21 protein-coding genes are annotated in these 19580 nt (G+C 62.8%); 18 read left to right on the forward strand and 3 right to left on the reverse strand.

Annotation, left to right across the window (positions count from 1 at the left end):
• Positions 1-7 precede the first annotated feature (7 nt).
• From ACFOW7_RS05980 to ACFOW7_RS05990, 3 genes are read left to right on the forward strand one after another with little or no spacing between them, the layout of a single operon-like run.
• Positions 8-487 (forward strand): dihydrofolate reductase, encoded by a 480-nt coding sequence (locus tag ACFOW7_RS05980; protein WP_378162082.1) that lies wholly within the window; start codon positions 8-10, stop codon positions 485-487.
• A gap of 28 nt (positions 488-515) precedes the next feature.
• Positions 516-1163, forward strand: a complete 648-nt coding sequence (locus ACFOW7_RS05985) for a DUF4433 domain-containing protein (protein ID WP_378162084.1) — start codon at positions 516-518, stop codon at positions 1161-1163.
• A gap of 19 nt (positions 1164-1182) precedes the next feature.
• Positions 1183-2235, forward strand: coding sequence for a hypothetical protein (locus ACFOW7_RS05990; protein ID WP_378162086.1), 1053 nt, complete (start codon positions 1183-1185; stop codon positions 2233-2235).
• A 162-nt stretch (positions 2236-2397) separates the two neighbouring features.
• On the opposite strand, the gene ACFOW7_RS05995 is transcribed toward ACFOW7_RS05990, so the two are convergent.
• Positions 2398-3015 carry a class I SAM-dependent methyltransferase gene (locus tag ACFOW7_RS05995; protein ID WP_378162088.1) on the reverse strand — a complete coding sequence of 206 codons (618 nt, stop codon included), beginning with the start codon at positions 3013-3015 and terminating at the stop codon, positions 2398-2400.
• A gap of 116 nt (positions 3016-3131) precedes the next feature.
• On the opposite strand from ACFOW7_RS05995, the gene ACFOW7_RS06000 reads away from it, so the two are divergent.
• Positions 3132-4415 carry a diguanylate cyclase domain-containing protein gene (locus ACFOW7_RS06000; protein ID WP_378162090.1) on the forward strand — a complete coding sequence of 428 codons (1284 nt, stop codon included), beginning with the start codon at positions 3132-3134 and terminating at the stop codon, positions 4413-4415.
• Positions 4416-4559: 144 nt separating this feature from the next.
• Positions 4560-5933, forward strand: coding sequence for a PepSY-associated TM helix domain-containing protein (locus tag ACFOW7_RS06005; protein ID WP_378162092.1), 1374 nt, complete (start codon positions 4560-4562; stop codon positions 5931-5933).
• 366 nt (positions 5934-6299) lie between these two features.
• On the opposite strand, the gene ACFOW7_RS06010 is transcribed toward ACFOW7_RS06005, so the two are convergent.
• A complete protein-coding gene (locus ACFOW7_RS06010) occupies positions 6300-6611 on the reverse strand; it encodes a hypothetical protein (RefSeq protein WP_378162094.1) in 312 nt (103 codons plus the stop codon).
• Between the two features lie 42 nt (positions 6612-6653).
• Between ACFOW7_RS06010 and ACFOW7_RS06015 the strand changes: the two genes are divergently transcribed.
• The 13 genes from ACFOW7_RS06015 to ACFOW7_RS06075 all read left to right on the forward strand — a co-directional run bounded on the left by ACFOW7_RS06015 (position 6654) and on the right by ACFOW7_RS06075 (position 18010).
• Positions 6654-6827, forward strand: a complete 174-nt coding sequence (locus ACFOW7_RS06015) for a hypothetical protein (protein ID WP_378162096.1) — start codon at positions 6654-6656, stop codon at positions 6825-6827.
• Between the two features lie 169 nt (positions 6828-6996).
• Positions 6997-7164: a hypothetical protein gene (locus tag ACFOW7_RS06020; RefSeq protein ID WP_378162098.1), complete on the forward strand. Its 168-nt coding sequence runs from the start codon at positions 6997-6999 to the stop codon at positions 7162-7164.
• 281 nt (positions 7165-7445) lie between these two features.
• Positions 7446-8387, forward strand: a complete 942-nt coding sequence (locus tag ACFOW7_RS06025; protein ID WP_378162100.1) for a TOMM precursor leader peptide-binding protein — start codon at positions 7446-7448, stop codon at positions 8385-8387.
• A gap of 12 nt (positions 8388-8399) precedes the next feature.
• Positions 8400-9701 (forward strand): YcaO-like family protein, encoded by a 1302-nt coding sequence (locus tag ACFOW7_RS06030; RefSeq protein ID WP_378162102.1) that lies wholly within the window; start codon positions 8400-8402, stop codon positions 9699-9701.
• Between the two features lie 39 nt (positions 9702-9740).
• Complete coding sequence (locus ACFOW7_RS06035) at positions 9741-10601, forward strand: SagB/ThcOx family dehydrogenase (RefSeq protein ID WP_378162104.1); 861 nt, start codon at positions 9741-9743, stop codon at positions 10599-10601.
• A complete protein-coding gene (locus ACFOW7_RS06040) occupies positions 10598-12022 on the forward strand; it encodes a hypothetical protein (protein WP_378162106.1) in 1425 nt (474 codons plus the stop codon). The genes ACFOW7_RS06035 and ACFOW7_RS06040 overlap by 4 nt, the downstream gene beginning before the upstream one ends.
• A complete protein-coding gene (locus ACFOW7_RS06045; RefSeq protein WP_378162108.1) occupies positions 12019-12924 on the forward strand; it encodes an ATP-binding cassette domain-containing protein in 906 nt (301 codons plus the stop codon). Before ACFOW7_RS06040 ends, ACFOW7_RS06045 begins: the two co-directional genes overlap by 4 nt.
• On the forward strand, positions 12921-13685 hold the full coding sequence (locus ACFOW7_RS06050) for an ABC transporter permease (protein WP_378162110.1): 765 nt from the start codon (positions 12921-12923) through the stop codon (positions 13683-13685). Before ACFOW7_RS06045 ends, ACFOW7_RS06050 begins: the two co-directional genes overlap by 4 nt.
• A 26-nt stretch (positions 13686-13711) precedes the next feature.
• Positions 13712-14116, forward strand: coding sequence for a DUF2141 domain-containing protein (locus ACFOW7_RS06055; RefSeq protein WP_378162112.1), 405 nt, complete (start codon positions 13712-13714; stop codon positions 14114-14116).
• Entirely contained in the window at positions 14106-14837 is a 732-nt protein-coding gene (locus ACFOW7_RS06060) for an ABC transporter ATP-binding protein (protein ID WP_378162114.1), read from the forward strand. The genes ACFOW7_RS06055 and ACFOW7_RS06060 overlap by 11 nt, the downstream gene beginning before the upstream one ends.
• Positions 14834-16063, forward strand: a complete 1230-nt coding sequence (locus ACFOW7_RS06065) for an ABC transporter permease (protein WP_378162116.1) — start codon at positions 14834-14836, stop codon at positions 16061-16063. Before ACFOW7_RS06060 ends, ACFOW7_RS06065 begins: the two co-directional genes overlap by 4 nt.
• Positions 16056-16781: an outer membrane lipoprotein-sorting protein gene (locus tag ACFOW7_RS06070; protein WP_378162118.1), complete on the forward strand. Its 726-nt coding sequence runs from the start codon at positions 16056-16058 to the stop codon at positions 16779-16781. The genes ACFOW7_RS06065 and ACFOW7_RS06070 overlap by 8 nt, the downstream gene beginning before the upstream one ends.
• Positions 16778-18010 carry a hypothetical protein gene (locus ACFOW7_RS06075; protein ID WP_378162120.1) on the forward strand — a complete coding sequence of 411 codons (1233 nt, stop codon included), beginning with the start codon at positions 16778-16780 and terminating at the stop codon, positions 18008-18010. The genes ACFOW7_RS06070 and ACFOW7_RS06075 overlap by 4 nt, the downstream gene beginning before the upstream one ends.
• Positions 18011-18020: 10 nt before the next feature.
• Here ACFOW7_RS06075 and ACFOW7_RS06080 read toward each other — a convergent pair whose 3' ends face one another.
• Positions 18021-19457: an MATE family efflux transporter gene (locus ACFOW7_RS06080; protein ID WP_378162122.1), complete on the reverse strand. Its 1437-nt coding sequence runs from the start codon at positions 19455-19457 to the stop codon at positions 18021-18023.
• Positions 19458-19580 lie beyond the last annotated feature (123 nt).

Genomic DNA, 19580 nt, shown 5'->3' on the forward strand with positions numbered 1-19580 from the left:
GCTGCCGATGCCGCTGATTTCCCTGATCGCTGCGGTAGCCCGCAACGGCACGGTGGGCCGCGACAATGCCATGCCCTGGCATCTGCCGGCCGATCTGCGCTATTTCAAATCGGTCACCAGCGGCCATCCGGTGGTGATGGGACGCAAGACCTTCGACTCGATCGGCCGTCCGCTGCCCAACCGCCACAATATCGTGATCACCCGCCAGATCGACTGGCAGGTCGAGGGCATCACGGTGGTGCACAGTCTGGAGGAAGCGCTCGCCGCAGCCGGCCCTGCCGACGAGATCTTCATCATGGGCGGCGGCCAGATCTATGCCCAGGCGCTGCCGCTGGCCGACCGGCTCTACCTGACCGAGATCGACGCCGATTTCGAAGGCGACGCCTTTTTCCCCGCCTGGCCGCGCGAACAATTCCGCGAGCAGGCGCGGCAGGAACAGCAGGGCGAATCGTTCAGCTACCGTCATATGGTCTACGAGCGGTGCTGACCGCACGGGCCGGATACGCTTCCGCCCCATGACCACCCCGCCTTCGCCGCTGTGGCTCTACCGTCTGGTCCCGCTCGGCCAGCTCGCCCCGCTGCTGCGCCGAGGCGGCTTGCATGCCCCGGCCCATCAACCCGAAGATGGGCTGACCCTCCCCTCGTTTGACCCTGCTGTGGCCCGGCCGGCCGGACGGCGGCAATTCGCCGTGCCTGGCGCTCGCGGCGGCAGCAGCGACGATTATCTGGGCTTTGACTTCGGTCCGGCGCCGCCGGCGTTGGCAACGTTTATCCAAGATGCCCCACCTGATGGCGCTGACTCGCCTATCCTGATTTATCTGCTCACCACATTGCAGGTTCTGACCGACAAGCGGATCGAATTCGTGTTCAGCGATGGCGACCCTGCCGTTGGTTATACCGATTGGTACGATGACCCGGCCCGGCTCGATCGAATCGACTGGGACGCGGTCAAGACACCCCCCTGGGAAAGCCCTGCTGACGATGACCAGCGCCGGCGCAAGCAAGCGCGTCTGCTGGTCTGGCAGTCGCTACCCTGGGCGCTGATCAGGGGGATCGCCGTGCCCGATGGCGATATCGGCTATCAGGTCGAATCGCTGCTCGCGCGTTATCCCCGTCGCGCCCAGCCCAAGGTCGTGGTCCGGCCGGGCTGGTATCGCCCCTGATCCGCGAAAGGCCGTGACCATGATCGAAACCGCCCAAGGCAGTCCGTTCGAAGCCGATGTCGAAGCGCTGGTCAATACCATCGATGCGGCCGGTCACGCGATGGGTCGCGCTGGTCAGCGGTTCAAAAAAGCCTTCCCCGACAATGCCGCACTCTGCCTGGCCGCCGGCCGGGCCCGCCGCATCTCGCCCGAGCAGATCGTGGTGTATGGCTGCCATGGCCTGATCAATCCGCGTTATCTGCTCAATCTGGCGATTGTCCCGGCACGCCACAGCGAACCGTGCGTCGAAACCCTGCAAGCGAGTCTCGCCGCGCTCAGCACCACGGTCCGCCGGCTCGGCATCAATTCGCTGGCGCTGACTGCACCGTGCGGGCTGGCCGTCTCCACCGTGCATACCCTGCTGTCGCAGGCCTTTGCCGAGCTGCCCGAAGTCAGGGTGCTGCTGTTCGAATCCGACCTCGACCGCCACGAGCCGAAACCGGCCTATCCGCCGCTCACTCCGGCGCGTGCCATGTTGCTGGCGCTGGTCGATGACTATGCGGCGTTGGGTTATCCGCAGACGGCGCGGGAAGTTCAGACCCTGGCCTATTTCCTTCAGGAAGCGGGCGAGCCGCTGCGGCTCTATTTCGAACCGGCCGACCACGGCCTGACCCTGGGCAAACCGGGCCGCTTCTGGGCCGGGCTCGATGGCCACTATCTGCGCCACGACGAAAGCAACGACACCTACAGCGTGCAGCCCGAGGTGCGCGAAGCCGTGCGTGCCCTGATCGGACGGCTGCCCGATTCGCAACGACGGCTGTCGGAAGTGTCACGACTGATCGAAAGTTATGAAACGCCCTATGGATTGGCCCTGCTATCGGCCGTCCACTGGGTGGCCCATCGTGGCGGCCGCGCTGGCGAATTGCCGGCGACCGACCAGGAAATGGCGCTCAGGCTGATCCAGCGCTGGCAACGTGCCACGCCGTATCGCTTTACGGCCAGCCATATCAATCAGGCCTGGAACCGACTGGCACGGCTGGGCTGGCTGTCTTGTCTGCAAGGCGGCGACGAGCGCCAAGGCGAACCGGCCTGAGTGGCGGTCGAGCCAGTTTGCGGGCTGACCGACTGGTTGCCTCTGATTGAGCCATAAATATTTATTTTTAATTTTTTCTGCACCAAATCTAGCAGACGTTTTTCCTGAAATTTTCTTTTTGTCCGTCTCTACGCTGTATCGCCCGACCGTCCCGGTCCGCCCCTATTGCAGACGATACAGTCCATAAAAGAACTGCTGTTCGGTACCAAACGGCGTGTGGTGCGATTCGATCAGGCTGTCGAGCAGCGTGAAGCGCTCGCCCAGGCAGGCCGACAGCGAGGCCGCGTCATAGCGCACTACGTCAAGACCGCTGCAACGCAGCGGACCCTCGGGTCCGAAGGTGGCCATGATCAGATGACCGCCCGGTTTGAGTGCATGCTGGAGCTGGCGCAGATACCCCTGCCGCTCGGCTTCGTCAGTCAGGAAATGGAACACGGCCCGGTCATGCCAGATGTCGTAGCGGGCGGCAGGCAGTGCTGCCGTCACGATATCGGCGGCCAGCCAATCGACCTCGGCCGCCCGCTCGGCCAGCCGCTGCCGGGCGGTTTGCAGCGCGGCGGCCGAAACGTCGAGCACCCCTGGCCGCTGATAGCCGGCTGCCAGCAGATGATCGACCAGCGTTGCCGCACCGCCGCCGACATCGAGAATCGCGGTCTGCGGCCCGGACGCCACCTGTCCGATCAAGCGCAGCGAGGTAGGCAGACAAGGGCTGTACCAACTGACGTCCTCGGCCGATCTGGTCTGGTAGACCGTTTCCCAGTGGATCTTTCTGTCTTCCATCTCAATCTCTCCCTCCGCCACCTGCGGAGCCGGAGGTAAGCTAAACCACGCCGGGCCCCTGCGCAAACGGCATGCCATGCCTATAGTTGTTCCAAATAGCCAGCAGGGCCAGTGCCATGAAGCCGGAGTTTTCCACTGCCAACCATCTGATTGCCGAAATGGCCCAACTGGCACCGTTGCCGGTGCTGGCGGTCGATGCCGAGAATGGCAGCATTCTGGCTACCAATATCCTGGCGCGCGATACGCTGGGCTTATCGGCCGAAACGCCCGCCTTGCGTGATCTGTTCGACAATCCCAGCCTGGCGCGCCAATTCCTGTTGATCGCCCGCAATAACGGCTTTGTGCGCCAGTTCGAGGCACGGCTGCGGCTGGCGGCGGGGCAGCGGGTCTGGGTACTGCTGGCTGCGCGGCTGACCGAAACGACCAATCGGTCCCTGCTGATCGTCACCATCACCGATATCCACGAACGCCGTCTGATCGAAGAAGCGCTGCGTGAAAGCGAAACCCGTCATCGGCGCGTGCTTGAAGCCGCCAATGAAGGCTATGCCTTGTTCGATGCGGAAAGCGGCGAGCTGCTCGATGTCAATCCTGCCCTGTGCGAGCTGTTGTGCTACCCGCGTGACGAGCTGCTCAAGCTCAAGCCCGAGGACGTGATCACCGACGCGAGCCTCGAGACATTGCAGGAGGCGCGCAAGCTGTGGAATACCTCGCCTTACCGCCGTTTCGAGCTGGGCCTGCGCCGTGCCACGGGCGAGCACATCACCTGCGAGATCAGCCTGTCGGCCGTCACGGATAGCGATGGCCGTATCACCTCGCTGTTTGCCCTGGTCAATGACATCACCGCCCGCAAGCTCAACGAGGAGCGGGTACTCTATCTGGCCTTCTACGACACCCTGACTGCGCTGCCCAACCGTTTTCTGTTTGCCGAGCATATCGACCATGCGCTCAAGCAGCGGCAACGGATCGGCGGCCGGCTGGCGCTGATGTTTATCGATCTCGACGATTTCAAGCGGGTCAACGACAACTTCGGCCATGACGGCGGCGATGTGCTGCTGAGCACGGTGGCGAAACGGCTGGTCGGCTGTGTCCGGGCTTCCGACACCGTCTCGCGCCAGGGCGGCGATGAATTCATTGTGCTGCTGGCCAATATTCACGACGCCTCCGATGCCGAACAGGTCGCAGAAAAAATTCTGACGGCGCTGTCCGAACCCATCTTGCTGCCCGGCGGCGAAGTCAATATCAACGCCTCGATCGGCATCGCCCTCTGCCCCGACCACGCCATGGACGCCCCCACCTTGCGCCGACTGGCCGATATCGCCATGTATCAGGCCAAGTTTGGAGGCAAGCGGCGGTATGTCTGCTATTCGGAGCCAGACGATGAACAGGACGCCCAAACGTGAAGCCGAGATAGCCGCAACTGCCCCTTTCACCTCTTCCCAAACAGAGATAAAGAGTAAGCCGCTACACCTGTGACATTCCGTCGCAGTCCCGCTCACCCGGTGCCCGCTAAAATCCCCCGCCTTCCTGTTGCGCAAGGCAAATCGATGGCGGTCTCCTCTGTGATTTCCGGTAAACCCCCGCGTTTTTATGCCGTGGCCTGGCGCTGGCACTTCTATGCCGGCTTGCTGGTGGCGCCCATCATGGTGCTGCTGGCGCTGACCGGGCTGATCTATCTGTATAAGCCCCAGCTCGATGGCTGGATGTATGCCGACCGGCTATTCGTCACACCCGCCGCGCCACTTGCTGCCGAGCAGCAGTTAGCTGCCGTCCGGGCGGCCTGGCCCGGGGCGACGGTGCAGAAATTCATCCCGCCGCCGGCTCCCGACCGCAGCAGCGAGTTCGTACTCAATACCTCGCAAGGTCCGCTTACCGTGTTTGTCGATCCGGCGACGGCGCAGATTCTGGGCAGCCGCGACGAAACCTGGAATCTCCAGGCGGTTGCCCGCCGGCTCCATGGCACCTTGCTGATCGGTGACACGGGCGATCTGCTGATCGAGCTGGCGGCGAGCTGGGGATTGGTGCTGTTGGCGTCCGGCCTGTATCTGCACTGGCCGCGCGGCCGTGGTATGGCCGGCGTGCTGTATCCGAGATTCCATGCCACCGGCCGCCTGTTCTGGCGCGATCTGCACGCGGTGACGGCGTTCTGGGGCGCCTTGCTGCTCGCTTTTATGTTGCTGAGCGGCATGCCGTGGACCGGCTTCTGGGGCGAGCGCTTTGCTGCGGTCTGGAGCCGTTTTCCTGCCCAGATGTGGAACGAGGTGCCGAAATCGACCCGCAAGGCGGTCACGCTCAATGTCGCCGGTCAGACCGTGCCCTGGGCGGTGGAACAGACACCGCTGCCACACTCGACCGGTCATGCCCATCATGGTGCGGCGCTCGGTGGCGCTACCCGGCCAGGCGTTGGCCTCGACCATCTCATCAGCATCGCCACCCGATACCGGGTCGCAGCCGGCTATAGCATCAGCCTGCCGGGTGACGCGGACGGGGTCTATACGGTGTCGGTCTTCCCGAACGATCCTCGTCAGGAGCAGACCCTGCATATCGACCAATACAGCGGTGCGGTACTTGCAAGCATCAGTTTCCGCAACTATGGCTGGGTGCCGAAAGCCGTCGAGCTGGGAGTGGCGTTTCATGAAGGCAAACTGTTTGGCTGGGCCAATAAGCTGCTGATGACGCTGGCCTGTCTGGTGGTCTTGCTGGTGGCCGTGTCGGGCGTGCTGATCTGGTGGCTGCGCCGGCCATATGGCCGGCTGGGGGCGCCGACCGCCAGTGCGGCCACACCGCCGTGGAAACTCGGCGCCCTTGTGCTGCTGGGATTGGGCCTGCTGTTTCCGCTACTGCTCGGGTCGTTGCTGCTGATCTGGCTGCTCGACCAGACGCTGGGCCGGCTTGCCTTCTGGCCTGTCTTGCGCCGCTAGAGCCACCCCGAACCGTTGCATTGAAGCCCGGCCACCGCGTGATCAGCGCAGGCGGCCGGGCTTTTTCGTCTTCCGCCCATTGGGCCGATGCATTAACGATTATTATTCATCAGTACAAATTGTAATACTCAAGTAATTCTCGAGAAAGAATACTTCTATTTCCGCCCACATATAATGCACTTCAGTGCAAAAATAGATGTAAAGTCATCGTCACCTTTTGATTTTTGATCTTTCGTGCAATTTGTGCACAGCAAAAAATTACCGGCCGCCAATTTCAATTCATCTATTCTCTTGACGGAAAATTTTCCCCTAGATACACTTTTTTAGCGATTGCAGTTTTAATGATGAAGGCATTTAAATGCTCGGTCACGAGCAAAGCAATACCGCCTTTTTGGCATTGCCTTGTTTAAAGATATACAGCTCGAAAATTGACTTATATCCTCCGTGCCCAGCCCACGATTCCTTCTTCCGCACAAGCGCTATGCAGGCGCCGAATGCGTCAAAACGGCAATTGCCGCGCCAGCCCTCCTTTCGACAACAGAGCCAGAATTGATGTGCATCGCCCATTTCGTCTTTACCAGGCGGAACAGGATAGTCACGCCAATTTTTCTCCAGACGATTCGGTGGCGGCGTGAAATAACCGCTGTAGACTCTTAACCGCAATTCCGGCCCAACCATTTTAATGGTCACCGGAAGAGTTATTAAAAAGGAGAAATAGAGATGAGCAAGCAGTCCCTGATCGAGTTCTATGTGTCGCGTGAAGAAGATGTCACCGGTCTGGCAGTGGGTGTCGATGTCGCTGGTCGTTGCACCACCACGACCACGACCTGCTGTAGCTGCTGTGGTAGTGGCGGCGGTCGTACCCCGGCTCCGGTGGAAAACCAGCCGGTCTGATTCCAGCAGTAAGACCCTTGAGGTCGCCCCCTCTTGAACGAAATGCTGACAGCAGGGGCAGCCCTGGCAGCAAGCTGGGGCTGGCACGACTGATGGGTAATTAAAATGCCTATCCAGCCGTCCTTTACGGCTGATACAAGCAAAAAATCCAAAAAAGGAGAAGATAGAGATGAATAAGCAATCCCTGATCGAGTTCTATGTATCCCGCGAGGAAGATGTCGCCGGTATGACCGTTGGCATGGATGTTTCCGGTCGTTGCTGCACCACGACTTCGACCTGTTGCTGCTGTAGCGGCAGCGGCAATACGCCGGCTCCCGTGGAAAACCAGCCGGTCTGATTCTGGTTGGATCGTTTTACGGCCCAGATGAGCAAGCAAAGCCGTAACTCTTCATCGAGACACTATTTACCCGTGCCGTGATGAATTTGACCTGACCATTCCCATGGGGTTTTGCCGCATTGCATTGATGCGGCAAAACCCGGACTCGACAAAAGGCATCTTTCGCCCTGCCATATCGACGCCGATTTCAGCACGCCGAAATACGACGTTTTATGGCGGAGGGATTATTTCTACTCTTTATCTCTATGAACCCGCTTATCAAACTGCACCCGAATCTTCAATTGTTGCCGCTCAGCAATGAAAAAATCCAGATCCGCCTGAGCGCCGATCAAATCACCCTCCCCAGCAGTGGAAAGCTCGTTCAGGCATTGGCCCGTTATAGCGATGGATCGCGTCACCAACAGGAAATATTGCAGGCATTGAGCGCAGAGGGGTTTGACCCGGCGCAAATCGAAGCCCTGCTCGAGTTATTCCATGATCGTGGCTATTTCGCTGATGATTCGACGGGCAGCGGCAGTTGGCAGATCGATACGCTGGCTGGCCAGATCGAATGGATAGGTGAGAAAAGCCGGGAGAGCAATGATCGTTATGAAAACCTGTTGAATACTTTCGATATCCGGCATATCACGGTTCACCTGCCCCAGCCCGGCCTGCTGAGCCAGACCGTCGCCGCCCAGTTGCGTGCGCTGGGCTTTCAAGTCCAGGAAGGCGGGGAGCTGCCGGCGGACGCCAGCAATCTCATCCGTCTTGTCTGTAGCGACCACGACGACCACCGTTCGGCGCTGGAGCAGAACAAACTGGCGCTCGATGCGCGCCATCCGGTCCTGTTTGCGGCCCTGACCGACTCGCACGCCCGGATCGGTCCTTTTGTATTGCCCGGGGAAACCCCCTGCTTTGCCTGCTATCACCATCGGCTGCGCAGCAATCTGCGCTTTCCCGAGGAATTCGATCATTTCGTCGGCGTCGCCAGCGAAGGACAGTCCAAGCAGGCCATCGAGCCGTCGAAGATCTATGCCCAGGCCGCAGCGAGCTATCTGTGTACCGAGCTGTTGAAGTTCGTGCACAAGACCACCCATCTGTCCTTGCTGGGTCGAGTGATGGAAGTGGATCTGCTGGGCTATCAGTCCACGATTTCCAGCGTACTGAAATTGCCGCGCTGTCCGGTCTGCGGCGTGGGCCGGGCTCATCTCAGCCCGTCGCGCGCCGTGCGCAATCTTCTGTAAGACACGGAGGCGATGATGCAAAACCCCGTGTTTTCCGACCGTTTCCAGGAAGTCTATCGGGCGCTGGTCGCGCCGAAGACCGGCATCATTCGCCGCCTGGTCGATCTGCCGCTGCAACCCGACGAAGCGCCTCTGTTTATTTCGGCGGCGACCTGTACCACACCGCAGTATTTCTCCCGCAATGCCACGCCCGAGCAGATCTTCTACACGGTACAGGCCAACGGCGTCGGCTTTACCCGCGAGGACTGCCTGTGGAGCGTGATGGGTGAAGCCTGCGAGCGCTACGCCAGCGGTATCTATTTCGAGGACGAGCTGGTCGAAGCCAGCATCGCCGAAATGGGCGATGCCGCCGTCGATATGACGCGCTTTATCGCCTACGACGAAGCCCAGTACGCCAACCCCGACTTCCCCTGGCGTCGCCTCGCCCGCAACCAGCCGCTGCGCTGGACGCCGGGCAAGAGCCTCAAGGACGGACGGGAAGTCTATCTGCCGGCCTATCAGGTCTGGATGGGCTGCGTGCCCCGGCTCGCGGGCGAAATGTGTCTGCCCCAGCTCAGTACCGGTCAGGGCGCCGGTGCCACGCTGGAGCAGGCGATCCTGTCCGGACTCAATGAAGTGGTCGAACGCGACTCCTTCACCAGCGCCTGGCTATTGCGCTACAGCCCGCCGCAACTGCGCTTTGGCGCCGATATCGATCCGCGTCTGGCTGGATTGCTCAATATTCCCCGCCTCGGTATCCGGGTGCTCGATATCAGCACCGATCTGGGCCTGCCGTGCTATCTGACGCTGCTCACGCCCGAGCAGGCCGGTGGTGTGGCCGTGGGCGCCTCGGCCAACCGCAGTGCCATGACCGCCCTGCTGAAATCGGTGATGGAAGCGCATCACACCCGCAACTGGACCATCGAGTTGGCGCGTACCGCCGAGAAGACCGACGAGCGCTCGATTTCCGACTTTGAACACCATGTGCGCTTTTATCTGCATCCGGAGCAGCGCCACCGCCTGCAATTCCTCCATGAAGGTCCGGTGCAGACCTTCCAGCACGAGCCCGATACGGAAAGCATCCCGGAACGGCTGGCGGCCTCGATCGCCGCGCTCGAGCGGGCCGGCTTCGAAGCCTTCTATGTCGATATCACGCCGGCCGACCTCGCTTCGATCGGCATCCATACCGTCAAGGTGATCGTGCCGGGACTCCAGCCCCTGCATGTCGGCTATGGCACCGAGCACCGCGACCCGCGCCGCCTGAAGCAGGTCGCGGCCCATTGGGGACTCGATTGGCCGCGTGCGCTCAACAGCGACCCGCATCCCTTCCCCTGAGCGCCTCGCCGTGAACCTGCCGACAAGATGGATTAGCCCATGACTTCCTCTACCCCCGTTCTGGTCAATTCGCAACCGACCGACCCCGATCGTCTGTACGAGATCTTTCACGAAAACACCAAGCATCGCTGGTCTCAGGACCTGGAAAACCGCCTGCGCATCGGCAGCTATCTGATCGAGGAACGCTCGATCCGCGAGACCGCCAACAACTACAAGGTCTACCAGCTGGCGGAAAGGCTGGCACTGCCCTCGGCCGAGCCGCTCGAGATGGCGACTTCGACCGCGCTGGCCAGACGGGTCAGCTCGCGTCAGTTCAACGGCCAGTCGATCACGCTGAACGAGCTGTCCAATCTGCTGTACCACGGCGCCGCCTGTACCCGTCAAGGTCTGTCCGCCAGCCATCGCGATGTGGAACTGCACTTTCGCAACTACCCCTCGGGCGGCGGCCTCTATCCGATCGAGGTCTATCCGGTGCTGCTGCGGGTCGAGGGCCAGCAGCCGATGATTACCCACTACGATCCGCTCAACCATCGGCTCGATATCCTGCAACGCGATATCAGTCTCGATGCGCTGCACAGTGCCTTTGCCGAAGTCGGCGAACTGCTGGCGCAGGCGGCCGTGGTGGTCTTCATGACGTCGGTGTTTGCCCGCTCCACGGTCAAATACAACGACCGAGGCTATCGGCTGTGTCTGCTCGAAGCGGGTCATCTGGCGCAGAACCTGTGCATCACCACCGCCGCCAGCGGCCTGTCCTCGCTGGTACATGCCGGTTACGACGATGATGCCGCCGCCCGCTGGCTCGATTGCGACGGCGTGAACGAAGCGGTGGTCCACTCGGTATTCATCGGTCATCCGCACGCCGATGACCCCTGGTTCGCCAGCCGGAACGAGGCGGTATGAGCGCATCCGCCACCCTCGGGCAAAGCGCCCGCGCCATACTGGCCGACGACCCCTACCGGATCGACGAACTGGCCCGTCTGATGCTGCTCGGGCTGCTGCCCGGGGGCGAGCGGGAAGAAACCGACCGTGGGCTGGCCATTCTGGGCCGGCTGCGCATCGGTCGGTACTTTCGCACGGCAATCGAGGCGGTCCGGCAGCAACAGGCCGAGCTGGACTGGCTCGATGGCGTGTTCTATCTGAGCGAACCGGCCCACAACGGCACCTTGCTGCACACGGTCCATAGCGCCGTGCAACACCATCTCAAGGCCGCCCGGGTGCTGTTCCGCCTGCCGCTGCCCCTGTTACTGGTCGATCTGCGCAACAACACGCAAGCGATCAGCCTGACCATCCATGAAATCGAGGGACTGGGGCAGATTCTGCTGGCCGGCAACTGTCCGCCCGCCGAGCGCTCCGCCACCTTGGCCCATGAGCTGTTCCACAGCCTGTTCCGCTGCGGCAACCGTTTTCTCGACGAGGGTCTGGCGGTCCATTTCGAAGCGCGGCGCTGTCCTGAACATTGCTTCCCACTGCCGCGCAAGCGCTTTGCCGAGCTGCTCGACACAGCCCCGCAGTGCTTTTCACTGCGGGAGCTGATCGAGTGCGAGCCGGAACGGACCCGTCTGCAAGGCGGTCTGGCCGGCACGCAGGAAGAAAAGCAGCTGGTCTACGTACAGGCCTGGCGGCTGATCGATGACTGGTTCAACCGTTTCGGTCTGGCCGGCACGCTGGCGGCCTGCCGCAAGCTCGCCGAGGCCGGAGCGAAACAGCGTGAACAGGTCTTCCAATCGATTACCGGGCAGGACTGGGCAGGTGCCGATCAAGCGCTGTTCGGCAACAAGACTACCTTCAAGACCGCTTGGAATCTCGATCTGATCGAAGCACGGCTTGCTGCGGGCCAGCCGTTTCCCGAACTCGAAGAAGCGCTGCGCTGGCTGCGTCAGCAGGCTGCGGACGGCGAGCGCCGTGCCCGGCGTCTGCTGGCCAGACAGTTGCTGTTGCCGGCGCTGGAGCGGCAGATGGAACCGGCCGCGCAGCAGGCTGCGGTACGCGAGGCCGTACCGTTGCTCGAAGCGGCTGAGCGCGATGGCGAGGACGGGCCGGAACATCGGCTGCAACTGGCCTGGCTTGCCACCTTGCAGGCGCTGCTGACCACGGCACCCGAACAGATCTGGCTGGCCAACCAGGCCGCCTGCCAGCGCTACCGCGAAGCGCTGACGCTGGCGCCCGACCATGTCGAGACCCTGCATTCTGCCGGCATCTTCTTTTCCCATATGCCCGCATCCCTGGGCGGCGACCCTGCGTTTGCCCGCCAATGTTTTGAACAGGCCGCCCGGCTGCGCTCGGTGCATGCCGCGGCGGTCCGTTCCGGAGTGACCTCATGATCGAGCTTGACCGGGTCGTATTGCAGAGCAAGACCTTTTCCCTCGAAGTCCCGTCGCTGCGGCTCAAGCCCGGTCAGCCCACCGTGCTGGTCGGCCGCAACGGCGGCGGTAAATCGACACTGATGGAAGCCATTCTCGGCCTGCGCCCCCTGGCCCAGGGTGAGATTCGTATCGAAGACCAGCCGGCGCCGAGCTGGCTCAAGCGGGCAGAGAACAAACGCCGGCTCGGTGTGCAACTGCAAGCCATGAGCTATCCGGCCAAGACCCGGGTCGCCGAAGTGGTCGGGCTGCACCATGTGCTCTATCGCGGCCGCCATTCGACGCAGATCGCCCAGGAATTGGCGATCCCGGCGATTGCCGACCGTTATTACGAGCGGCTGTCGCGTGGCGAGAAGCAGCGGGTCGATCTGTATATCGCGCTGTCGCATGACCCCGAACTGGTGCTGCTGGACGAACCGACCACCGGGCTGGACGCCTCGTTCGTCGAACGGGCGCTGGCGCTGATCGCCAGCTTTACCGGCCGTGCCGACAAGACCGTGCTCTATGCCTCGCATATCGCCCGCGAAGTGCAACTGGCGCGCGAACTGGCCTGGATCGAAAACGGCCGGCTCGGCCAGGAGCCCTTGGCCAACTACATGGCCTCGCGCTTTGGCACCTATTGCGGCGAACTGGCGGTGGGGCCGGCCCAGGCCGAGCCGCTGCTGGCTGCGGCCAGCCAGTTGCCGGCCGTGCGCACCACCCGGATCAGCAGTCATGACCGCCTGCTGGCCTTCGGAGAAGGCGAACTGTTCAAGACGGCTTTTCTGAATCTGGCCGAACACTGGGCGGCCGGACATACCCTGCGGCTGGTCGATTACGATGACTTGCTGAAAAACGTGTCCTGCCGGGAGGGTGGATTGTGAATATCAAGGTAATCGCCTACCAGTTGGTACTGGAGATCAAGCGCTATGGACGCGATCGGATGGGGGCCTTCTGGACCTTCGCCTTTCCCTTCCTGATGCTCTACCTGTTCATGTGGATGTATGGCGGCGACAAATACGGCCTGAGCAACAGCTATCTGGTCGCCGGGATGGTGGGCATGACCATCATCGCCACCTGTCTGTTCGGCTTTGCCGTGGTGCTGGTCGATCTGCGGGCACGCGAAGTGTTCAAGATGTTCCATCTGTTCCCGCTCGGTCGCGTCGACTACCTGCTGGCCTTCGTGCTGAGCCGGGTCATTATCCTGACCGGTTTTTCGGTGTTCTATCTGCTGGTGGCCCACGCCATCTATGGGCTCGATCTGCGGGCCGACTGGGGGCAATGGCTGGCCATCGTGTCCCTGCTGCTGATGGGCTCCATCACCTTCCTTGCCTTCGGCCTGGCCCTGTCCAGCCGCCTGTCCAGTGTCACGGCCGCGACGGGCCTGACCAATCTGCTGTATTTCCCGCTGATTTTCCTGAGCGATCTGTTCTACCCGCAGCAAGGTCTGCCCAGCTGGGTCGCCCAGGCGATCAACCTGTTTCCGCTCACTGACTTCGTCAACGCGCTGCGTGGCGCCATCGCCCCCACGGTCGAGTGGAGCCGGATCGGCGAACTGATGCCGAAGCTACTGATCTGGACCACCGTCTCGCTGCTGCTCACCGTCTACGGCTTCCGTTGGCACAACAAGCGGAACAACGACTGATGCGCGCCTTTCCCGGGAGACACCCCATGCTCAAACCTGTGCTCGCCGCCCTGCTGGCGCTGTCGGCCCACGCCGGCGGAACCCTCGAAATCGAAGTCGCCAATGTGATGGCCGGCAAGGGTCAGCTGTTGATCGGCCTATGCAAGAAGAGCGAATTCCTGACGCCCCATTGCAGCCACAACCAGTCGGTGCCGGCCAGCAAGAATCCGCAGCCGATACAACTGACCGGCGTCCCGGCCGGCGAATACGCCTTGCAGGTGGTGTACGACCGCAACAGCAACTATCGGATGGACGTCAACAACTTCGGCGCCCCCATCGAGCCGATCGGCTTCAGCCGCGACGCCGTCGGCAAGATGGGGCCGCCCAGGTTCGACGATGCCCGCTTCACCTTCAACGGCCAATCGGCCCGGTTGCGTGTCCATGTCTACTGAACTGCTTGACCACCAGGGCAAGGCCACCCCATGCCAGCCCACCGCGACTGGCGCCCTGCTGACCGTGCAGCATCTGTCGCGCTGGCACCGCAGCGAAGGGCAGCGGCTGGCCGTGCTCGACCATGTTTCGCTCCATCTGCTCCCCGCTGAAACGGTGGCGCTGTTTGGGCCTTCGGGCAGCGGCAAATCGACGCTGCTCAATCTGCTGGCGCTGCTCGATCGGCCCGATCAGGGGGAGATCCACTTTGAAGGCCGCCGCATCGACAATGCCTCGCCCGCCGAGGCCGAGTGGATACGCGCGCGTCGCCTGGGCGTCATCTTCCAATCGTTCAACCTGATCCCGAGCCTGTCGGCGCTGGAAAACGTCGAAATCGCCCTGCTCGCCCAAGGTGGCAGCCGTATCGAGCGGCGCAGCCGGGCGGTGGCGATGCTGGAGCGGGTGGGTCTGGGCGACCGGCTGGGCCATCGGCCGAGCCAGCTTTCCGGCGGCCAGCAACAGCGGGTCGGGGTGGCGCGGGCCTTGTGCAAGCGCCCGGCGCTGGTGCTGGCCGATGAGCCCAGTGCCAATCTGGACAGTCAGTCGGCCCAGGCACTGTTTGGTCTGATGCGTGAACTGGCGAGCGAAGTCGGGACGACGTTTCTGGTCGCCACCCACGATCCTCGACTGGTGCAGCAGGCCGACCGCACGCTTGAACTTCGCGATGGACGGCTTGTGACATGATCTGGCTCGAAATTGCCTGGCGCAATGTGCTGCGCAACTGGCGCCGTTCCCTTTTCACCATCTCGATTGCAGCGGTCGGCACCATCGCCGTGCTGCTGGCAGTCGGCTATATGCTGAGCGCCTTTGAAGCGGTGCGCGAATCGACCATCCGTGGTGGGCTGGGCCATCTGCAAATTGCCCATGCCGAGGAATTCGGCGGCTATTCGGAATATCCGCTGCAACACGGCCTTCCCCCCAACACTGTCGCAGCCATCCGTGAAGCCATCGGCAAGGCCGAGCCCTACGCAATGGTGATGCCCCGGCTGGAATTCCAGGGCGTGGCCTCCAACGGCGAGCGCAGTCTGATCTTTCTGGGCGAAGGGGTGGAGCCGCTCGAAGAGCGCCGGCTCAGTCAGTATTACGCCCAGGTGATCGACGGCCAGGGGCTGGAGCGAACCGGCGACAAACCGTTCCGCGCCGTGATCGGCCACGATCTGGCGCGTCTGCTCGGGCTCAAGGTCGGCGATTCGCTGGCGCTGATGTCGCCTACGGCCACCTCGGGGCTCAACGCCATCGATGTCGAAGTGGTCGGGCTGCTCAAGACCGGCGTGCCGCAGGTAGACCGGACCCGGGTGCTGGTGCCACTGGAGCTGGCCCAGAAGCTGATCCGTACCGGCAAGATCAACCGGCTGGTACTGGGGCTCGACGATACCGGCCAGACCGATGCCGTCCAGGCGCGTCTGGCACCCGTGGCCAAGCGGCTCGGGATCGAAAGCCGGACCTGGACCGAACTGGCCGTGTTCTACCACCAGCTGGTCGACCTTTATCTGCGCCAGTTCTCGGTATTGGGCGCGATCATCGCTGTGGTGGTGGCGCTCACCTTCAGCAATGCCGTGCTGATGAGCGTGCTCGAGCGCAGCCGCGAGATCGGCACCCTGGTGTCGCTTGGCATCGGCCGCGCCCAGATCCGCCGTCAGTTCGTGCTCGAAGGTCTGCTGCTGGGCCTGGGCGGCGGCACGCTGGCGGCGCTATTGAGCTGGCTGCTGATGCTGGGCCTCAATGCGCTGGCCATCCAGATGCCGCCGCCGCCCGGCCAGACCGAAGGCTATCCGCTGTTTTTCCTGTTCAGCCTGCCGGCGGCGCTGGCAGCGGTGGCCGGCGTCAGCGTGCTGGGTACGCTGAGTGCCTTTTTCGCCAGCCGCCGCGTCACCCGTCTCGACCCGATCAAAGCCTTGCACTATGCGTAATCTCTCCCTGTTACTGCTTGCCCTGTTCGCAGGCTTCGCCCAGGCGATGCCGACGTCCCAGCAATTTCTGACGGCGCTTGACGCCACGGCCGGCCAAAGCGGCGGCAGCGAGAAATCGCTGCGCCTGGCTCGGATCGACAACGGCGTCGAGCGCGACAGTCGCAACTTCAAGGTGCTCGACAACGGCAAGGGCGCTTCGCTGGTGGAATTCCTCGATCCGGCCGAGCGCGGCCAGAAGGTGCTGTCGACCCAGACCGAGATGTGGTTTCTCGGCGGCGGCTCGCGCCGGGCCATCAAGGTGCCGCCGATCAGCCGGCTGTTCGGCGACGCCAGCCTGGGCGATATTGCCCGGCTCAATCTGGCGCAGGACTACCAGATCGCCGCCACCGCCGCCGAAGGCGAAGGCCGCGAGGCCAGCTGGCGGCTCAATCTCGACGCCCGCAGCGAAGCGGCAACCTATAGCAAGGTGACGATCTGGCTGCGCCAGTCCGATCTGGAACCATTGCGCGCCCATTATTTCCTCGCCAGCGGCAAACACGGCAAAAGCGCCGAGTTTGTGCGCAACCGCCGCGTGGGGGCGGCCTGGAGCAGTGAGGAATGGCTGCTGGCCGAGCCGGGCGAAAACCAGCGCAGAACCCGGCTGACCATCGAAGCGGTACGGGCCAAGGAAGTGCCGGACGCCTGGTTCACCCCGCGTTATCTGGAAATGCAGCGATGAAGCCAGGCAGCCGCCTGCTGGCCCTGGCGGCGCTGGTGCTTCAGGTCCATGGCGCCGACAACTATCTCGATACCAGCCTGATCGGCAGCAGCGAGCGCACGGCAGCGGCCGTGCGCGGCAACAATGCGCTGGGCAGCCATATGGCCTCGAGCTGGGAACACGAGGCCGCCGCCGTGATCAACGGCCGCTTCGAAGGCATCAGCTTCAAGGCCCGTGCCGAACAGCGCCGGATCGACCCCGAGCGCGGCCAGCGGCGCCATCACGACGATCTGCGCCTGCTCGAACTCGCCACTGCCCGCAATGTGGGCGAGCATGGCGTGATCACGCTGGGCAAGACCTTTCTGAATTGGGATGTAGGGCTATCGGCCCAGCCGCTGGGCTTTTTCCAGTGGGAAAACCAATTGACCGACCTTGGCGACAGCCTGGGACAGGCCGAGGGCATTCCGCTGGTCGCCGCAGCCTGGCTCGATGAGCGGTTCGATCTGACGGTCGCCTACGGCAGCGGTCGCCGCAGTCGGGGCAAGCGGGTGCTGGAGCAGGCCGCGCTCAACCTGGGCTGGCATAACGAGCAACTGGCGCTGGCACTGGTGGCGCAAAAGCCGGCAGGCGGGCGGGTCGGGGTCGGCGGGACCTTCTCCTGGACCGCCCGCCCCGAGCTGGTGGTGCACGGCTCGCTTTTCCGCCGCCGCGGCAATAGCCGCGAAATGGATAGACGCTTGCTCGACGGCAGCGGATTTGCCCAACTGGGCCGTTGGCGGGAACACGATCAGCGTCATTATCTGAAATCGGTCCTGGGCGCCACCTGGGCATTTGGCGCCGATTCGAGCCTGATCGCCGAATGGAGCTATGACGCCGCGGGCCTCGACCGCCAGCAATGGCAGCGTTACCGCCAACTGGTCGAGCAGGATCTGGCAGCCTATCGGCAGCAGGCTGACAACTATGCCGCCTATCAGCTCTACGCCGATTCGGCCGCACTGCACGAGAGCGGCGCCCGCCGTCACTATCTGTTTCTGCAATGGCGCGGCAGCGAAGGCAACTGGTCGTTTGCGCCGCTGTTGCGCTTCGGCGAAGGCGGCAGCGTGATGAGCCATCTGGGCGGCAGCTACCGGCTCTCGCGCAGCGCCACCGCCAACTTCGGCCTGACCCACTTTTCCGGCCGACGCGGCAGCGAGTACGACTATCTGCCGATCCGCTATATTGCCCGGCTGTCGCTGAACTGGACTTTCTGACCGGGGCGGCTCACACCACCCGGTTTTCTTCGATCAGAATCTCGTCGTTGATGCGCTTTCTGAGCTTTCTGCCACGGGCCAGCCGGCTGCGGGTCCAGTCGCCGCGCTTGAACCAGGCGTAGGTAATCACGGCAGTCAGGATATTGGTGACCGGAAACGACCACCACAGCCCCTCGGTACTGAGCACCGTCTGGCGCGACAGCACGAAGGCCAGCGGAAATTGCAGCACCCATTGCGACACCAGCGCCAGAATCATGGTGACGAAGGTATTGCCCGAGGCGCGAAACACCCCGATCAGCGCCAGTTGCAGGCCCATAAAGCCAAAGCTGAAGGCCACAATGCGCAGGAAAGTGGTGCCGCTGGCGATCACGGCCGGGTCATCGGGAATAAAGAACCGCACCACCGGCCCGGCCAGGGCAAAGATCAGCACCCCGAACACCGACAGGCCGACAAACGAGATCATGGCACTCAAGCGGGCAATCTGACGGGCACGGTCGAGCTGGTTGGCGCCGAGGCTCTGCCCCACCAGGGTCGAGGTGGCCATCGACAGCCCCATCGCCGGCACGATCACGAAATTCAGGATATTGGTGACGACCCCATAGGCCGCAATCGCCAGCGTGCCGAATCCCGTCACCAGAAACGTCATGATATTCATCCCCAGCGCCCGGGCCGACAGCTCGACCGAGGCGGGGAAGCCCAGCAGAAAGGCGCGGCGGATAAACGGCAGATCGGGCTTCAGATCGGCGCCGCGCAGATGGATGCCCCAATCGCCCCGCAACAGCACCACCACCCCGGCTGCCAGCGCCAGCGCCTGGGTAATCAAGGTGGCCAGCGCCGCGCCTTCGACCCCCCAGCCCGGCAGCGGCCCCCAACCGAAGATCAACAGCGGCGTCAGCCCGAAATTCAGCACCACCGTGACACCGATGATATAGAGCGGAATCCGTACCTCGCCGACCCCACGCATCAGCGCCTGGAACATGGCAAAGCCGAAGGTGAACACCACTCCGGCCAGCGAAATGCGCAGAAACGCCAGCGAGGCGTCATAGACCACCGGGGTGACCCCAACCAGCTGCAACAGCCACGGCGCCAGCGCCAGCGCGCCGAGCGACAGCAGGAGCGAGCTGCCGATCACCATCAGAAAGGTCTGGCCGGCCACATGGTTCACCATAGTGGTATTGCGTGCCCCCACATACTGCGCCACCAGGGTGGAGCCGGCGATGCCAAGCCCCGAACCGAGCGCAAACAATAAGAAAGTGATCGGAAAACAGACGGAGACCGCCGCCACGGCATGGCTGCCCAATCGGCCCACCCAGAACGCAGCGGTCAACTGATAGACCGATTGCAGGATATTGGCAAACACCACCGGAATCGCCAGTTTGAGCAAAGCCCCCAATACCGGCCCTTCGAGCAGCGGGTTATAAGTCGATCCAGCAGGCGTGGCAGCCATGGCATTCTCCCGTCCGGACCGGGAAGACCGGACCCTGCCGCTGCATCAGCAAGCGACAAGCCCATGCTGGCTGAGAACGCCGACGCGGCAAGACGATCCGATGGGCTGCGCTGGGTCGTCTGG

This window comes from Chitinimonas lacunae (assembly GCF_042650885.1).
Classification (GTDB): domain Bacteria; phylum Pseudomonadota; class Gammaproteobacteria; order Burkholderiales; family Chitinimonadaceae; genus Chitinimonas_A; species Chitinimonas_A lacunae.

What these genes read in the sequence shown, in the direction of transcription:
- ACFOW7_RS05980 (WP_378162082.1), top strand. Translation starts at nt 8, where the DNA reads ATGCCGCTGATTTCCCTGATCGCTGCGGTAGCCCGCAACGGCACGGTG.
- ACFOW7_RS05985 (WP_378162084.1), top strand. Translation starts at nt 516, where the DNA reads ATGACCACCCCGCCTTCGCCGCTGTGGCTCTACCGTCTGGTCCCGCTC.
- ACFOW7_RS05990 (WP_378162086.1), top strand. Translation starts at nt 1,183, where the DNA reads ATGATCGAAACCGCCCAAGGCAGTCCGTTCGAAGCCGATGTCGAAGCG.
- ACFOW7_RS05995 (WP_378162088.1), bottom strand. Translation starts at nt 3,015, where the DNA reads ATGGAAGACAGAAAGATCCACTGGGAAACGGTCTACCAGACCAGATCG.
- ACFOW7_RS06000 (WP_378162090.1), top strand. Translation starts at nt 3,132, where the DNA reads ATGAAGCCGGAGTTTTCCACTGCCAACCATCTGATTGCCGAAATGGCC.
- ACFOW7_RS06005 (WP_378162092.1), top strand. Translation starts at nt 4,560, where the DNA reads ATGGCGGTCTCCTCTGTGATTTCCGGTAAACCCCCGCGTTTTTATGCC.
- ACFOW7_RS06010 (WP_378162094.1), bottom strand. Translation starts at nt 6,611, where the DNA reads ATGGTTGGGCCGGAATTGCGGTTAAGAGTCTACAGCGGTTATTTCACG.
- ACFOW7_RS06015 (WP_378162096.1), top strand. Translation starts at nt 6,654, where the DNA reads ATGAGCAAGCAGTCCCTGATCGAGTTCTATGTGTCGCGTGAAGAAGAT.
- ACFOW7_RS06020 (WP_378162098.1), top strand. Translation starts at nt 6,997, where the DNA reads ATGAATAAGCAATCCCTGATCGAGTTCTATGTATCCCGCGAGGAAGAT.
- ACFOW7_RS06030 (WP_378162102.1), top strand. Translation starts at nt 8,400, where the DNA reads ATGATGCAAAACCCCGTGTTTTCCGACCGTTTCCAGGAAGTCTATCGG.
- ACFOW7_RS06035 (WP_378162104.1), top strand. Translation starts at nt 9,741, where the DNA reads ATGACTTCCTCTACCCCCGTTCTGGTCAATTCGCAACCGACCGACCCC.
- ACFOW7_RS06040 (WP_378162106.1), top strand. Translation starts at nt 10,598, where the DNA reads ATGAGCGCATCCGCCACCCTCGGGCAAAGCGCCCGCGCCATACTGGCC.
- ACFOW7_RS06045 (WP_378162108.1), top strand. Translation starts at nt 12,019, where the DNA reads ATGATCGAGCTTGACCGGGTCGTATTGCAGAGCAAGACCTTTTCCCTC.
- ACFOW7_RS06055 (WP_378162112.1), top strand. Translation starts at nt 13,712, where the DNA reads ATGCTCAAACCTGTGCTCGCCGCCCTGCTGGCGCTGTCGGCCCACGCC.
- ACFOW7_RS06060 (WP_378162114.1), top strand. Translation starts at nt 14,106, where the DNA reads ATGTCTACTGAACTGCTTGACCACCAGGGCAAGGCCACCCCATGCCAG.
- ACFOW7_RS06065 (WP_378162116.1), top strand. Translation starts at nt 14,834, where the DNA reads ATGATCTGGCTCGAAATTGCCTGGCGCAATGTGCTGCGCAACTGGCGC.
- ACFOW7_RS06070 (WP_378162118.1), top strand. Translation starts at nt 16,056, where the DNA reads ATGCGTAATCTCTCCCTGTTACTGCTTGCCCTGTTCGCAGGCTTCGCC.
- ACFOW7_RS06075 (WP_378162120.1), top strand. Translation starts at nt 16,778, where the DNA reads ATGAAGCCAGGCAGCCGCCTGCTGGCCCTGGCGGCGCTGGTGCTTCAG.
- ACFOW7_RS06080 (WP_378162122.1), bottom strand. Translation starts at nt 19,457, where the DNA reads ATGGCTGCCACGCCTGCTGGATCGACTTATAACCCGCTGCTCGAAGGG.